At 71.0% G+C, this 14,528-nt stretch carries 14 protein-coding genes; 5 read left to right on the top strand and 9 right to left on the bottom strand.

Annotated elements, in window-relative coordinates; translation table 11 throughout:
• Together L6E10_RS38015 and L6E10_RS38010 are read left to right on the top strand one after the other, a co-directional pair.
• On the top strand, positions 1-236 hold a 236-nt coding region (locus L6E10_RS38015; RefSeq protein WP_236225004.1), incomplete at its 5' end, for a transposase family protein.
• 495 nt (positions 237-731) lie between these two features.
• Positions 732-1,829, top strand: coding sequence for an acyltransferase (locus L6E10_RS38010; RefSeq protein ID WP_236225003.1), 1,098 nt, complete (start codon positions 732-734; stop codon positions 1,827-1,829).
• Here L6E10_RS38010 and L6E10_RS38005 read toward each other — a convergent pair.
• The 9 genes from L6E10_RS38005 to L6E10_RS37965 all read right to left on the bottom strand — a co-directional run bounded on the left by L6E10_RS38005 (position 1,792) and on the right by L6E10_RS37965 (position 12,297).
• Positions 1,792-3,498 (bottom strand): 1-deoxy-D-xylulose-5-phosphate synthase, encoded by a 1,707-nt coding sequence (locus tag L6E10_RS38005; RefSeq protein ID WP_236225002.1) that lies wholly within the window; start codon positions 3,496-3,498, stop codon positions 1,792-1,794. The two genes, L6E10_RS38010 and L6E10_RS38005, sit on opposite strands and share 38 nt — an antisense overlap.
• Positions 3,488-4,429, bottom strand: coding sequence for a 4-hydroxy-3-methylbut-2-enyl diphosphate reductase (gene ispH / locus L6E10_RS38000; protein ID WP_236225001.1), 942 nt, complete (start codon positions 4,427-4,429; stop codon positions 3,488-3,490). The genes L6E10_RS38005 and ispH overlap by 11 nt, the downstream gene beginning before the upstream one ends.
• 21 nt (positions 4,430-4,450) lie before the next feature.
• Entirely contained in the window at positions 4,451-5,497 is a 1,047-nt protein-coding gene (locus L6E10_RS37995) for a family 2 encapsulin nanocompartment cargo protein polyprenyl transferase (RefSeq protein ID WP_236225000.1), read from the bottom strand.
• A gap of 2 nt (positions 5,498-5,499) precedes the next feature.
• A complete protein-coding gene (locus L6E10_RS37990; protein ID WP_236224999.1) occupies positions 5,500-6,900 on the bottom strand; it encodes a family 2B encapsulin nanocompartment shell protein in 1,401 nt (466 codons plus the stop codon).
• A gap of 22 nt (positions 6,901-6,922) precedes the next feature.
• Positions 6,923-7,930 carry a hypothetical protein gene (locus L6E10_RS37985; protein ID WP_236224998.1) on the bottom strand — a complete coding sequence of 336 codons (1,008 nt, stop codon included), beginning with the start codon at positions 7,928-7,930 and terminating at the stop codon, positions 6,923-6,925.
• Entirely contained in the window at positions 7,923-8,990 is a 1,068-nt protein-coding gene (locus L6E10_RS37980) for a hypothetical protein (RefSeq protein WP_236224997.1), read from the bottom strand. The genes L6E10_RS37985 and L6E10_RS37980 overlap by 8 nt, the downstream gene beginning before the upstream one ends.
• A gap of 20 nt (positions 8,991-9,010) precedes the next feature.
• On the bottom strand, positions 9,011-10,417 hold the full coding sequence (locus L6E10_RS37975) for a family 2B encapsulin nanocompartment shell protein (protein ID WP_308102965.1): 1,407 nt from the start codon (positions 10,415-10,417) through the stop codon (positions 9,011-9,013).
• Between the two features lie 402 nt (positions 10,418-10,819).
• Complete coding sequence (locus L6E10_RS37970) at positions 10,820-11,293, bottom strand: heme-degrading domain-containing protein (RefSeq protein WP_236224995.1); 474 nt, start codon at positions 11,291-11,293, stop codon at positions 10,820-10,822.
• Complete coding sequence (locus L6E10_RS37965; RefSeq protein WP_236224994.1) at positions 11,290-12,297, bottom strand: Gfo/Idh/MocA family oxidoreductase; 1,008 nt, start codon at positions 12,295-12,297, stop codon at positions 11,290-11,292. The genes L6E10_RS37970 and L6E10_RS37965 overlap by 4 nt, the downstream gene beginning before the upstream one ends.
• Positions 12,298-12,335: 38 nt before the next feature.
• Here L6E10_RS37965 and L6E10_RS37960 point away from each other — a divergent pair, with 38 nt between their 5' ends.
• Genes L6E10_RS37960 through L6E10_RS37950 form a run of 3 tightly spaced genes read left to right on the top strand, consistent with a single transcriptional unit; the run spans position 12,336 to position 14,516 of the window.
• Positions 12,336-13,310 carry an ROK family transcriptional regulator gene (locus tag L6E10_RS37960; RefSeq protein WP_236224993.1) on the top strand — a complete coding sequence of 325 codons (975 nt, stop codon included), beginning with the start codon at positions 12,336-12,338 and terminating at the stop codon, positions 13,308-13,310.
• A 10-nt stretch (positions 13,311-13,320) separates the two neighbouring features.
• Positions 13,321-14,121, top strand: coding sequence for an AraC family transcriptional regulator (locus L6E10_RS37955; protein WP_236224992.1), 801 nt, complete (start codon positions 13,321-13,323; stop codon positions 14,119-14,121).
• Positions 14,118-14,516: a VOC family protein gene (locus tag L6E10_RS37950; RefSeq protein ID WP_236224991.1), complete on the top strand. Its 399-nt coding sequence runs from the start codon at positions 14,118-14,120 to the stop codon at positions 14,514-14,516. The genes L6E10_RS37955 and L6E10_RS37950 overlap by 4 nt, the downstream gene beginning before the upstream one ends.
• Positions 14,517-14,528 lie beyond the last annotated feature (12 nt).

Raw genomic sequence — 14,528 nt, 5'->3', positions numbered from 1 at the left:
GGATCAAGGCCACCATTCCCGAGCGTGTCGACCAGATCTCCTACCGCAAGGCCAAGGGGTCGTCCGGTGGAAGGCCACCGGATTTCGATCCCGATCTCTACAAGCTGCGCAACGTCGTCGAGCGGTGCTTCAACCGCCTCAAGCAGTTCCGCGGCCTGGCCACCAGGTTCGCAAAACGAGCCGCCTACCACCGCGCCGAGATCGTCCTGGCCTGCATCGTCCTGCACCTCAGGTGAAGATCCGCAGGACAGGGCCTAGTCGCCGGGTGAGGCGAGGTGAGGCCGACCGCGCGGCGACCCGAAGCGAGCGCGGACTGGCCTGGGGTGCGGGGGAGGCTTCGTCGGTCGTCGCGCAGACCCGAACCGGCTGGGTGCGGCGGGGTGAGGCCGCCCGCGCGGGGACCGGGAGTGAGCGTGGCCCGGCGTGCGGTGCGGGAGGAGACTTCGGCGGCCATCGCGCACGCCCGCACGGCCGGAGCACGACGGGGTGAGGGTGACTGCGCGGGACCGGAAGCGAGCGCGGACTGGCCTGGGGTGCGGGAGGGGACTTCGGCGCCCGTCGCGCACGCTCGCACCGCCGGGGTGAGGCCGGGGCCGGGAGTGAGCGCGGACTGGCCTGGGGTGCGGGGGAGGCTTCGGCGGCCGTCGCGCACGCCCAAACGGCCGGGGGAGCAGCGCGCGACCGCCCGCAGGTGCTGGCGTGGACGCTTCCCGGAGCGGACCATCGAGAGCATGAGATTGTCCGCCGTGGACAACTTGAAGGTGGTCCTGGTGGCGTGGGTCATCGGCGGTCACGCGCTGCTGGGCTACGCCGCGATCGGTGGGTGGCCCTACGACGAGGTCAACGAGGTCACGTTCCACCCCGGTGCCGAAACGGTGCTGGCCGCGGTGATCGGGCCCTCCGGGTTGTTCTTCATGGGCACCTTCTACTTCGTGGCCGGCATCTTCACGCCCGGTTCGATCGAGCGCAAAGGGCGGCAGCGGTTCATCGCCGACCGGCTGGTCAGGCTCGGGGTGCCGTGGGTGGTCAGCGCCCTGGTGGTGTGGCCGACGTTCGTGTGGATCGCCCACACCGGGGCCGGGCGGGACGTGTCGTGGTGGCAGGCGTTCACGAACCGCGATCCGTTCCTGGACAGCGGGTCGCTGTGGTTCGTGGGGGTCCTGGCTCTCTTCAGCACCGGGATCGCGTTGGCGCCGCCGATCAGGGAGCGTTCCGTCACCGCGCGGACCGTGGTGGGCACGGCGGTGGTGGTGGCGGGGGCGACGTTCCTGACGCGGCTGGTGTTCCCGGCGCGCAGCGGGCAGGTCGGCGACCTGCACCTGTGGTGGTGGCCGCAATGCCTGGGAATGGTGCTGCTCGGGGCGATGGGTGGGCGCAAGCTCGCCGAACGGGTGCCGGACGAGCTCTACCGGATGACGCGGAACGTCGTCGTCGGCACCATCGCCGTCCTCCCGGTCGCGGCGGCGTTCCTCGGGGTGCTGGACCTCGCGAAGAGCGCGGGGCCGTTCCTCGGCGGCTTCACCTGGCAGGCCGCGACGCTGGCGCTGGTCGAGGGGGTTCTCGTGGTGGCCGGGAGCTTGTGGCTCATCGGGCTCGCGCAGCGCAGGCTGGCGCGCCAGGGGCCCTTCGCCGAAGGGCTGGCGCGGTCCGCCTACGTCGCGTTCGTGGTGCAGGGACCGGTTCTGCTGACGCTGGCGACGGGTCTGCGTCCGCTGGACCTCCCCGCCGAGGTGAAGGCGCCGGTGGTGGGTGCGGGGGCGATCGCGTTGTCGTTCGCGATCGGCTGGTTCGTCACTTCACGCCGAGGCGCTTCAGCACGCTCGTCGTGATGCCGGCGGCGTCCAGGCCGTGGGCGCGCAGGATGCGGGCCCTGGAGTCGTGCGGCAGGAAGCGCGGCGGCAGGGCGAAGGTCGCCACGCACGCCGCGGACCCGGTCAGCGCCTGACCCAGGCGTGCGCCCAGGGCACCGGTCGACGTCGTGTCCTCCACGGCGAGCACGAGGCGGTGCTGGCCGCTGTACTTGACCAGGTGCGGGTCCAGGGGAGCGGTCCAGCGCGGGTCGACCACGCTCACGCGGACGTCGTGCGCCGCCAGCTCTTCCGCCGCCGCCAGGCACGGACCGGCCATCGGCCCCACGGCGACCAGCAGCACCTCGGCGTCGGGCACCTCGCGCAGCACGTCGAAGTGGCTCACCCGGCGCACCGCGGGGATGTCCGCACCCGCGGCCGCCTTGGGATAACGCACCACCGACGGCCCGTCCGGCACCCGCACCGCCTCGCGCAGCAGGGACGCCAGCGACGCCGGGTCGCGCGGGGCGGCCAGCCTCAGGCCCGGCACCACGGGCAGGACGGAGGCGTCCCACATGCCGTGGTGCGAGGCGCCGTCCGGACCTGTCACGCCGGCACGGTCCAGCACGAACGTCACCGGCAGCCGGTGCAGGGCCACGTCCATCAGCAGCTGGTCGAAGGCGCGGGACAGGAACGTCGCGTAGACGGCGACCACCGGGTGCAGGCCGCCCATCGCCATGCCGGCGGCGGACGTCACGGCGTGCTGCTCGGCGATCCCGACGTCGAAGACCCGCTCGGGGAAGCGTTCCGAGAACGGCCGCAGCCCCACCGGTTCCAGCATCGCGGCGGTCAGGCAGACGACGTCGGGACGTTCGGCGCCGATGGCGACGATCTCCTCGGAGAACGCGTCGGTCCACGTCCTGCCGCCCGCGGCGCCCGAGGCCCCGACCGCGTGCATGCGGTCGGCCTCGTCGGTCTCCGCGGCCTCGTACCCCTTGCCCTTCACGGTCTTGCAGTGCACGACGACGGGGCGGCCGAGCGCTTTGGCCTCCCACAACGCGTTCTCGACGGCGTGCACGTCGTGGCCGTCGACCTCGCCGATGTACGCGAGGCCGAGCGCCTCGAACAGCCCGCGCGCCGAGCCGTTCAGCAACGACGCCGCGAAACCACCGGTCGTCGGGTCGTAGGAGCGGCCGTTGTCGTTCAGCAGCACCACGACCGGGCGGGTGGAGCCGCCGATGTTGTTCAGCGCCTCCCAGCACATCCCGCCGGTCAGCGCGCCGTCGCCGACGATCGCCACGACCCGGCGGTCGGCGTCGGCCAGCTCGAACGCCTTGGCTAGACCGTCCGCATAGGACAGTGCGGTGGAGGCGTGCGAGTTCTCGACGACGTCGTGCGCCGACTCGGCCGCGGACGGGTAACCGGACATGCCCCCGGCCTGCCGCAACGAGTCGAAGTCCGAACACCGGCCTGTCAGCATCTTGTGCACGTACGACTGGTGCCCGGTGTCGAACAGCACGACGTCGACGGGCGAGGAGAAGACGCGGTGCACGGCGATGGTCAGCTCGACGGCACCGAGGTTCGGCCCGAGGTGACCGCCGGTCCTGTGCACCTTCGAGACCAGGAACGACCGGATCTCCGAAGCCAGGTCGAGCAGCTCGGAGGACGAGAGCGCCCGGACGTCCGCGGGCGAGGTGATGTCAGCCAGCACGGCGCACCGCCAGGGGCAGCGTGAAGGCGATCGTCTCGGTCGCCGTCGTGTGCGTCGACACCGTCACCGTTCCCAGTGCCTCCAGTGCCCGGACCACCTCGTCCACGAGCCCGGGAGGCGCCGACGCCCCCGCGGACAGGCCCACCGACGTCACACCGGTCAGCCAGGCCGGGTCGATCTCCGAGGCGTCGTCGATCAGGTGCGCCGGGGTGCCGCCGCGGGAGGCCAGCTCGACCATCCGCACCGAGTTCGACGAGTTCTTCGACCCCACCACCAGCACCAGGTCGGACCGCGCCGCCACCTCCCGGATGGCGATCTGCCGGTTCGTGGTGGCGTAGCAGATGTCGTCGGAGCCCGGCCCGCGCAGCTGCGGGAACTTCCGCCGCAGCGCTTCGACCACCTCGGCCGTCTCGTCCACGGCCAGCGTCGTCTGCGTCAGGTACGACACCGGCCCGGCGATCTCCAGCGCCTCGACGTCGGCGACGGTCTCCACCAGCACCATCCGGTCGGGTGCCTCGCCGAGGGTGCCCTCGACCTCCTCGTGCCCCGCGTGCCCGATCAGCACGATGGTGTCGCCGCGTTCAGCGAACCGCCGCGCCTCCGAGTGCACCTTCGCGACGAGCGGACACGTCGCGTCCAGCACCTCGAGATCCCGCAACCGGGCCTCCGCGCGCACGGCGGGAGCGACGCCGTGCGCGGAGAACACCGCCGTGGCACCGAAAGGCACCTCGGACAGCTCGTCCACGAACACGGCGCCCCGAGCCTCCAGAGAGCGCACGACGTGGATGTTGTGCACGATCTGCTTGCGCACGTAGACGGGGCCGCCGCGCTGGTCGAGAAGTCGGTCCACGATCTCGATGGCCCGCTCCACCCCGGCGCAGAACGACCGGGGTGAGGCGAGCAGCACCGAACGCGGCGGGTGTTCCGTCATCGAGCGCCTCTCACGAAGGGTTCAGTGGTCTCGGTGGGTGACCAGCTGGGCGAGCGTGCCGAGCTCCACCGCCGCACGCGCGGTCGGCGACGCCTCGCCGAGGTGGACCAGTGCCCGCGTGTGCAGCTCGTCGGCCTGCGTCCGGCTCCACGCCCGGCCACCGGCCGCGTCGACCAGGGACGCCGCCCGCGCAAGCGTTTCCGGGTCCATCTCCTGCGAGCCTGCGTACAACGAGGCCAGCTCGGCGGAGGCGGCGGTACCGGCCGTCAGCGCGTGCACGACCGGCAGTGACTTCTTGCGGTTCGCCAGGTCCGAGTGCACGGCCTTGCCGGTCACCGCCGGGTCGCCCCAGATGCCGAGCAGGTCGTCCACGTGCTGGAACGCCAGGCCCAGCTCCGCGCCGAACCCCCGCATCGCCTCGACCTGGAGATCCGTGCCGTCGCCGTACAACGTGCCCAACGCCGTGGAAGCGCCGAGCAGAGCGCCGGTCTTGCCGCGCGCCATCCGCTCGACCTCGGCCACCGCGACGTCCGACCGCCTCTCGAAGTCCAGGTCGTGCGCCTGCCCGTCGAGCAACGCCACGGTCGCGTCACCCAGCGTCCGGACCGCCTCCAGGGCACGCGGATGCCCCGATCCCGCGAGGACGTCCACGGCCAGCGCCTGCAGCGCGTCCCCTGCCAGGATCGCCCCGCTGACGCCGAACACGGTCCACGCCGTGGCGCGGTGGCGCCGGGTCGTGTCGCGGTCCATCACATCGTCGTGCAGCAGCGAGAAGTTGTGGATCAGCTCCACCGCCACGGCCGCGGGCACGGCGTCGGCGGCGGCACCGCCGACGGCCTCCGCCGCCAGCAGCACCAGCGCGGGGCGGATCGCCTTGCCGCCGTTCTCCAGCACCGGGTTGCCGTACTCGTCGCGCCATCCGTGGTGGTACTCCGCGATCGCGCGCATCGACGCCGGCAACTGGTCCACGGCCTTGCGCAGAGCCGGCAGCACGAGGCCCCGGCTCCACGCGAGCACCTCGTCCGCGGGCCTGCCCGCGGCGAGTGGTTCGGTCCTCTCCGCTGTCATGGCTAGAGACCGATCTCCACGTTCTCGAGCACGCCCAGCGCGTCCGGCACCAGCACGGCGGCCGAGTAGTACGTCGACACCAGGTACTTGAGCACCGCGTGCTCGTCGATGCCCATGAACCGGACGTTCAGGCCCGGCTCGTACTCGTCGGGGATGCCCGTCTGGCGCAGGCCGATGACGCCCTGCTTCTCCTCGCCGAGCCGCATCGCGATGATCGACGTGGTGCCGTTCTGGTTGACCGGGATCTTGTCGCACGGCGCGATCGGGATGCCGCGCCACGACTGCAGGTGCTTGCCCTCGACCTCGACGGTCGGCACGTACAGGCCGCGGTTGTTGAGCTGGCGGCCGAACGCCGCGATCGCCTTGGGGTGCGCGAGGATCAGCCTGGTGTTGCGCCGCCGCGAGATCAGCTCGTCCATGTCGTCCGGCGTCACCGGGCCCGAGCGCGTGCTGATCCGCTGCTTGAGGTCGGCGTTCGCGAGGAGGCCGAACTCCCTGTTGTTGATCAGCTCGGACTCCTGCCGCTCCCGCAACGCCTCGATGGTGAGCCGCAGCTGGTGCTCGACCTGGTCCATCGGCTGGCTGTAGAGATCGGCGACGCGGGTGTGGACGCGCAGGATCGTCTGCGCCACCGAGAGCTCGTACTCGCGCGGCCGCAGCTCGTAGTCGACGAACGTGTGCGGCAGCGGCGGCTCGCCCTCGTGGCCGGACGCGATGTGGATCTCGGCCTCGCCGTGCTTGTTGGCCGGGTTCGTCGGGTGCGCCAGCTGCTGCGCGATGTGCTCGCGCAGCGGGTCCACCTGGTCGGCGAGCTGCCGGAAGGCCGCCCTGCTCAGCACCACGGCCGTCGTCGGCGTGAGGGCGCGCGCGGTGAAGGTCCACTTCTTGTCGGTGCCGGACAGCACGGGCTCGTCGCCCAGGTACTCGCCGTCTGCCATCGTGCTGAGGACCACTTCGTCGCCGTACTCGCCGCGGCCGGTCCTGGTGACCTTGCCGTGCGCGATGACGATGACCTCGTCGACCGGCGTGCCGCGTTCGGCGATCACGTCGCCCGGCTCGTACTCGCGCTGCTCGAAGTGGTTCGCGACGGCCGTCAGCGCCGCCTCGTCCTCGAACCCGCGCAGCAGCTTGAACTCCGCCAGCTCCTGCGGCACGATCCGCACCTCGGACCCGACGCTCGTGAACGTGACGCGGCCGTCGCCGATCGCGAAGCTCAGCCGCCGGTTCACCCGGAAGGCGCCGCCCTTGGCCTCGACCCACGGCAGCATGCGCAGCAGCCAGCGGGGCGAGATCCCCTGCATCTGCGGTGCGGACTTGGTGGTCGTGGCGAGGTTCCGCGCCGCCGCCCTGGAAAGGCTGAGCTGCTGGTCCTCGACCCCAAGGCCCGGATCGATAACTGTCACTGCGTGTCCTGCCAATCTGGTTTCAGCGAACCAGGACCGCGGCGGTGCCGAGTCCTGACGGGGAGTGGAACGACTTGCGGGCGGGGGTGGGGGAGGAGCTGAACCGGCCGGACCTCTGCGTCCACAGCAGCTCGCCGGCGAGCCACGACTTGAGCGCCTCGGCGTAGCGGTGCAGCCCGGCCTTCGCCTCCGCGTCGAGGCCGTACTCGTCCGCGAGGGACGGCAGCTCGCCGAGGATCGTGCCGATCTGCCGCAGCCGGGCCGCGATCAGGTCGGCCACCAGCGACACGGCCTGCCGCAGCTCGCAGCCGAAGAACTGCCGCACCGCGAGCACCGCGCCGGTGGTGCTCGCACCGGTGCCGTAGACGTGGTCGAACCCGACGATCTCCTGCCGCAACGCGGGCACGTCGCCGAACGAGTCGACCAAGGCCCTCATCGTGCTGTTGCGCAGCAGCTCTTCCGGCAGCTCGGCGCCGACGGACGCGCGGACCAGCTTCGCGGAGAGCTCCGCGGCGACCGACCGGCGCCGCATCTCGACCAGGTCGATCGGGTCCGGCACCCGGCCCTGCGCGGTGTTGTGCAGCTCCCACAGCAACGCGTCGAGGAACTCGTCCAGGTGATGACGGTCCTCCTCGTCCAGAGTGGACCGCGTGACGAGATCGGCCAGACCCTTTGCGGCCGGGTGCATCGGCGAGCCGGCGCCGGTCAGCACCGACTTGAGACCCGCGACGAAGGCCTTGCCCCCGACGACGTCGCGCGGCCGCAGGAACCCCTCGCGGAACGCATCGGTGACGTAGAAGCCCCACGTGTGCCAGTCGTTGATGTGCTTCAGGTCTTCGAGCGACGCTGTCGGGTGCGTCAAGGGGCCGAACCCGCCGAAGTCGGCCGCGTCGTAGAACGCCTCGGTCCACGGCACGCCACCGAGCATCCCCATGTCCCGCACCCACGACCTCGTGTGCCGGCGGACTCGGTCGACGTGCGGTGAGAGCCGTGCGGCGAAGGGCATGTCGAACCGCGGGACCTCAACCACGGCCCACCCCCGGCCACGCCGCGGACGTGCCCAGACCGGTCGGCCCGCGCAGGATCGTGCGGAAGAACGCCGAGTTGCCCGCCCCGCCGCCGTCGGCCTTCGTGTAGCGACCGGCGTGCAGGTGCCACTCGTGACCGCCGGACTGCCAGTCCTGCAGGCCCTTCACGTACCGGAGCACGCGAGCCTGCTCCTCCGGGCCGAGGGCCTTCTCGGCGAACAACTGGGGCAGTTCGGTGAAGACGGTGTTCTCGAACTGGTGCAGCCGCGAGGTCAGGAGGGCGTTCACGGCTTCGACCGCGGTCTGCGTGTCGTGGCCGAAGAACTTCTCGAACACGAGCACCCCGTTGGAGTTCTCGCCCTCCCGCAGCACTTCCCGTTCGTACGAGAAGATGTCGTTGCGCAGGTGGATCGCGTCGGAGAACGTGTCGGAGAGGACCCGCAGCGGGCGGGTGCCCGCGACGGACGCGGGCACCTCGGCTGCCTCGGAGACCTCCACCAGGTTCGCCGACCACGGCGCACCGCCGACCTTGCGGCGCATCTCGACGTACTCGATCGGGTTGGCGACCGTGCCGCTCTCGATGTTCTTGATCTCCCACATGCACTCGAGCAGCAGGTTGTGGGTGCTCGTGGTGAACCGGCGCCGCCAATCCCGCGACATCAGCGGGATGGTCCGCTGCCACAGGTCGACGAGACCGCGTTCGGTCGGGTTCCGGGGCTCCGGCCACGGTCCGGTGCCGTCCGGTGGCATGAACGCGGGCAACCGGTCGAGGTAGGCCTTCGCCCCCGGCACGTCCTTGCTCTGCTTGAACTCCGCGAAGAACTCGTCGTCGAAGTAGAAGACCCAGACGTACCAGTCGGTGATGAGGTCGAGGACCTCCGCGGGCGCGTCCGGATGGGTCCACGCGCACATGTGCCCGTAGTCGTCACCCGCGAGGACCTCGTCGGTCCACACCCCGGTGCCGAGCATCCCCATGTCCCGCGCCCACCGCGTGGAGTGGGCGCGGGCGCGTTCGAGGTGGGGGTTCATCCGCGCCGGGTGCGGCACGTAGAACTCCGGCATGGTGAAGGAGGCCAACGCTGCTAGCCCTCGCGGCCGAGCTCGACGTGCTCCAGCACGCCGATCGCGTCCGGCACCATGATCGCGGCGGAGTAGTAGGCGCTGACCAGGTAGTTGATGATCGCCTGGTCGTTGATGCCCATGAACCGCACCGACAGGCCCGGCTGGTACTCGTCCGGGATGCCGGTCTGGTGCAGGCCGATGACGCCCTGGTTCTGCTCGCCGGTGCGGATCAGCATCACCGACGACGTGCGGGTGTCGGAGATCGGGATCTTGTTGCACGGCAGCACGGGGATGCCGCGCCACGCCGGCACCTGCTGGCCGTTGAAGTCGATGTGCTGCGGGTAGAGGCCCCGCTTGTTGAGCTCGCGGCCGAACGCGGCGATCGTGCGCGGGTGGGCGACGAAGTAGCCGGGGTCCTTCCACACGATCGACAGCAGCTCGTCGAAGTCGTCCGGCGTGGGCGGGCCGGAGCGGGTGTGGATGCGCTGCTTGAGGTCCGCGTTGTGCAGCAGGCCGAAGGAGCGGTTGTTGACGATCTCGTGCTCCTGGCGTTCGCGCAGGGCCTCGATCGTGAGCCGCAGCTGCTGCTCGACCTGGTCCATCGGGTTGTTGTAGAGGTCCGCGACACGGCTGTGGACCCGCAGCACGGTCTGGGCGACGCTCAGCTCGTACTCGCGCGGCGAGAGCTCGTAGTCGACGAACGTGCCGGGCAGCACGGGCTCGCCGTCGTGACCGGACGCCAGGTCGATCTCGGCCTCGCCGTGCTCGTCCTGGGGCTTGTTGCGGTTGTTGAACGTCTGCTGGATGTGCGCGCGCAGGCCGCCGGCCTCGCCGTTGAGCGCCTGGAAGTCCTCCCAGGACAGCGTGAGGACGGTGACCGGGGTGACGGCCTTGGCCGAGAACTCCCACTCGCCCTGCGGGCCCGCGAGCACGGTCTCGCCGAAGTACTCGCCGTCCGCGAGGTTGCCGAGCACGGTCTGCCCGCCGTACTCGCCGGTGCCGACCTTGTCGACCTTGCCGTGCGCGATGAGGACGATCTTGTCCTTCGGGCGGCCCTTCTCGACGATGAGCTCGCCGATGCCGTACTCGTGCTGCGTGAAGCGGCCGGCCAGCGCGGTGAGCACGGCCTCGTCGTCGAAGCCCTTGAGCAGGGACAGCTCGGTCAGCTCCATCGGGATGACGCGGACCTCGGCGCCGATGTTGCTGAAGGAGACCCGGCCGTCCCCGAGCGTGTAGGTGAGGCGCCGGTTGACGCGGTACGCACCGCCGGAGGCCTGGACCCAGGGCAGCACCTTGAGCAGCCAGCGGGAGCTGATTCCCTGCATCTGCGGCACGGACTTGGTGGTCGTGGCCAGATTACGAGCGGCGGCCGTACCCAAACTCAGCTGCTGACGGCCCTCATGGAGGTCAGAATCCGTCACAGTCACAACCTGCACCCACCCATCTCACTGCGCTAATGGACCAATCCGACAAGGCCGCAAAGGACGTTAGTTCTCGCAAATGACGGCTGTGAAGGGGCCAAGAAGGCGACATTCGGGTGGGTGGTTTGCGCCTGGTGGTGCTACGGAGCGTGCAACTGTTGTCGTAGTCAGGCGGCGTTGTATCTACAGGCGAGTGATCAGCGACTATTCGCCCGGCTGTGGAATAGAGCACTCGTTTGGTTCAGTAGGACCACTCGATCGTGCACATTTTCGAGCGGCCATCCACTGCTATGCACCACCACTCCGAGTGGATGGGAATCCACTCGGAGTGGTGTGCGTCAATACGAGTTCGTGTGGATGGGAACAGATCGGAACGGTGGTCCGATTTTGTGTCGAAGGCTATTCGTGCTAGTGCGCTTCGCGCGTGTTCAGGAACGATTCCAGCTGGGTGACGACGAACTCGTGGTCCTCGGCCTGGGGCAGTCCGGACACGCCGACCGTGCCCACGGGCCCGGTGCCGCGGACGATCACCGGGAAGACGCCGCCGTGCGCCGCGTACAGGTCCGGGGCGAGGTGCGACTGCGCCTCGAACGTGGTGCCCTTCTCGCGGAACTGCGTGCCGACGTAGAACGAGCTGTGGCCGAACAGCTCGACCACGCGGGCCTTGCGCTCCAGCCACCGGTCGTTGTCCGGCGCGGTGCCGGGCAGTGAGGCGTGGAAGAGGCGGTGCCCGTTGCGCTGCACCGAGATCGCGATCGGCAGGCCCTGCTCGCGGGCGGCGCCGAGCAGGTGCAGCCCGAGGTCGATCGCGACGTCGTTGCCGAAGCGGCTGAACTGCAGACGTCGTTCCTGGGCGAGGAGCTCTTCGCTCGTGGGGCTCACAGGGTCACCACCCGGTTCTCGTGTGCGGACAGGAAAGCGGCCTCGATGACCCGCAGCGCGTCCACCGCGGACCTCGGGTCGACGGGAACGCGGCCGGCCTGGACCTCGGCGTAGAAGTTCTGGTACGCACCGGGTTCGACGGCGACCTCGGCCGACTCGTCCAGGACGCCGAGTCGTCCGGTGCGGTCCTCCCGGCCCCAGTCGGCGCCGGTCGGGCGGCGGCCCGCGTCCAGCGCGTCCTCCTGCCCGTCCAGGCCGCTGATCTCGAACGCGCCCTCGCTGCCGAGCAGGCGGAACCGGGGTCCGTGGTGCGCCGCGTGCGCGTTGGCCCACAGGTGGGAGCGAACGCCGTTCTCGTGCGTGAGCGCCACGAACACGTCGTCGTCCACCTGCGCACCGGGACGGCGCCGGTCCAGTTCCGCGTAAACGCTCTTCACCGGTCCGAAGAGCTGCAGCGCCTGGTCGACGAGGTGCGCGCCGAGGTCGTAGAGCAGGCCGCCTGCCTCCCCGGGATCGCCGAACTCGCGCCAGTTGTCCCAGATCTCCGGGATCCAGCGCTCGAAGCGGGACTCGAACCGCCGGACCTCGCCGAGCTTGCCCACGATCTCGCGCACGGTGAGGAAGTCGCTGTCCCAGCGGCGGTTCTGGAACACCGTCAACGGCACCCCGGCGGCCTCCGCCGCGGCCACCAGCTCCCCGGCCTGCGCGGAGGTCGGCGCGACCGGCTTGTCGACGACGACCGCGACGCCCTTCTCGATCGCCCTGCGCGCGTACTCGACGTGCGTCCTGTTCGGGGTGGCGACGACGACCAGGTCGAGGTCCAGCTCGAACAGCTCGTCGGCGGTGACGATCGCGGCGTCCGGGTGGGCGGCGCGGGCCTGCGCCTGCCGTCCGGGGTTCGCCGTGACGATCGCGACGAGGTCCATGCCCTCGGTCGAGGAGATGAGCGGGGCGTGGAAGACCCGCCCCGCTATGCCGTAGCCCAGGAGTCCGACTCGAGTCATGCTTCCGATTAAAGCAACGCTGTTGAATAATTGCGAGCGTGGACCTCACCTCGCTGCGCTCGCACAACGACCGGACGGTGCTCGGCCTGGTCCGCTCCGGGGCTTCGAGCAGGGCTTCCCTCGCCGAGAGGACGGGACTCACCCCGCAGGCGGTCTCGAAGATCGTGGCGAGGCTCATGGCCGCGGGCCTGCTGGAGGAGACCGGTGCCGTGCGGGACGGCGGCCGGGGCAAGCCCCGGATGTCCCTGCGACTCGTGCCGGACGGCGCGCACGCGTACGGGGCCTACGTCGACCGCGACGAGCTGCGGGTGGTGGAGCTCGACCTGACCGGCGAGGTGGTGTCGGCGTCGGCCGTGCCGCTCGCGCCGATGTTCTCGCCGGCCGACGTCCTGGACGCGCTGGAGCCGCTCGTCTGCGCCGGGGAGCAGGTGCTCGGGCTCGGCATCGGCATCGCCGGCCCGCTCGACCACCGCGACGGCGTGGTGTCGCCGAACGGCCTGCCCGGCTGGGACGCCGTCCCGCTGAAGGCGCTCGCCGAGCACCGGCTCGGGCTGCCGGTCGTCATCGACAAGGACACCAACGCGGCCGTGCTCGCCGAGGCGTGGCGGCGGCCTCTGCGGGACGCGGCGCTGGTGTTCGTCGGCACCGGCCTGGGCGTCGGGTTGCTGCTCGGCGGCGAGGTCCACCGCGGTGCCCGGTCGGGGGCGGGCGAGTTCGGGCACACCACGATCCAGCTCGACGGGCCGCTGTGCGTGTGCGGGCGGCGCGGGTGCGTCGAGGCGGTCCACGCGGCCGCCACGGGGGTCGAGGCGGCACGGGTGCTCGGCGCCGCCGTGGCGAACCTGGTGCAGCTGCTGGACCTCGAACAGATCGTCCTGAGTGGGCGGAAGGTGCTCGGGTCGCCGGAGCTGTACCTGCGGGCGATGCCCGATGTGGACGTGAGCGTCACGTCGTACGGGCCGGAGCTGGTGCCCGTGGGCGCGGGGCTGCTCGTGCTGGGAGAGCTGTTCTAACATCGGGAACGTGGACGTCCAGCACGTCGTCGGCCGGCCGCACCCGCGGCTGCGGCCGTTCGTGACGCGGTACTCCGGATACCGGATGCGCACCGAGCCCGGCGTCCACCGCGGCCTGCCGTCGGGTTCGCTCACCCTCGTCGTGACGCTGGACGGCACGGTCGACCTCGCCGGCGGCCGGTTCGCCGCGCTCTGCGGCGGGCTGCACGACGAGGCCGTGATCATCAGCCACGACGGGTTCCAGCACGGCGTCCAGTGCGACCTCACGCCGCTCGGGATGCGGGCGTTCTTCGGCATGCCCGCCGGTGAGCTGTCGGGCGTGACGGTCGCTCTCGACGCGCTCGACGCCCCGGCCGCCGAGTTGCGCGAACGGCTGCAGGGCGCAGCGACGTGGACGGACCGGTTCGCGCTGCTGGACCTGCTGCTCGGCGGACTCGTGCGGCCGGTCGAGCAGCGGGTCGAGGTGGCGTGGGCGTGGCAGCGGCTCGCGGCGGGGGCCGGGGTGGGCGAGATCGCGGCCGAGGTCGGGTGGAGCCGGCAGCACCTCAGCGCGCGGTTCGCGGCCGAGTACGGGCTGACGCCCAAGGTCCTGAGCCGGGTCCTGCGGTTCGAGCGGGCGAACCGGATGCTGCGCGGCGAGCGGCGCCCCACACTCACCGAGGTGGCCGCTGCCTGCGGCTACACCGACCAGGCGCACTTCAACCGCGACTGGCGGGCGTTGTGCGGAGCGACCCCGACGGAGTGGATCGCGACCGAGCTTCCATTCGTACAAGGCAGCGAGGGTGGCCGGGGCGCAGAGTTGCTCCCATGAGCACACCCGCACCCACCTGCTGGCCCTGTCTGTCCTATCAGGACGCTCCCGCCGCCGTCCGCTTCCTCGTGGAGGCGTTCGGCTTCACCGAACACCTCGTCGTGCCCGGCGAGGCCGACGGCGAGGTCGTGCACTGCGAGATGGTCTGGCCCGAGGGCGGTGGCGTCATGCTGGGGTCGGCCGTCCGGTCCGCCGGCGAGGTCGAGGCGACGAAGCCGGGCGCCGGCTCCGCCTACGTCGTGACCGACCGGCCCGACGAGCTGTACGCCCGAGCCCTGGCCCGTGGTGCCGTGGAGGTCCGCGGCCTGCGCGACGAGGAGTACGGCTCGCGCGGCTTCACGGTCGCCGATCCCGAGGGCAACCGCTGGAGCTTCGGCACCTATCGCGGAGCGTGATGCGACCTCCAC

The sequence above is a fragment of the Lentzea sp. CC55 genome (assembly GCF_021056325.1).
Taxonomy (GTDB): domain Bacteria; phylum Actinomycetota; class Actinomycetes; order Mycobacteriales; family Pseudonocardiaceae; genus Lentzea; species Lentzea jiangxiensis.
Note: the sequence above shows the minus strand (reverse complement) of the source record. Positions and strands in the feature narration are given on the sequence as shown.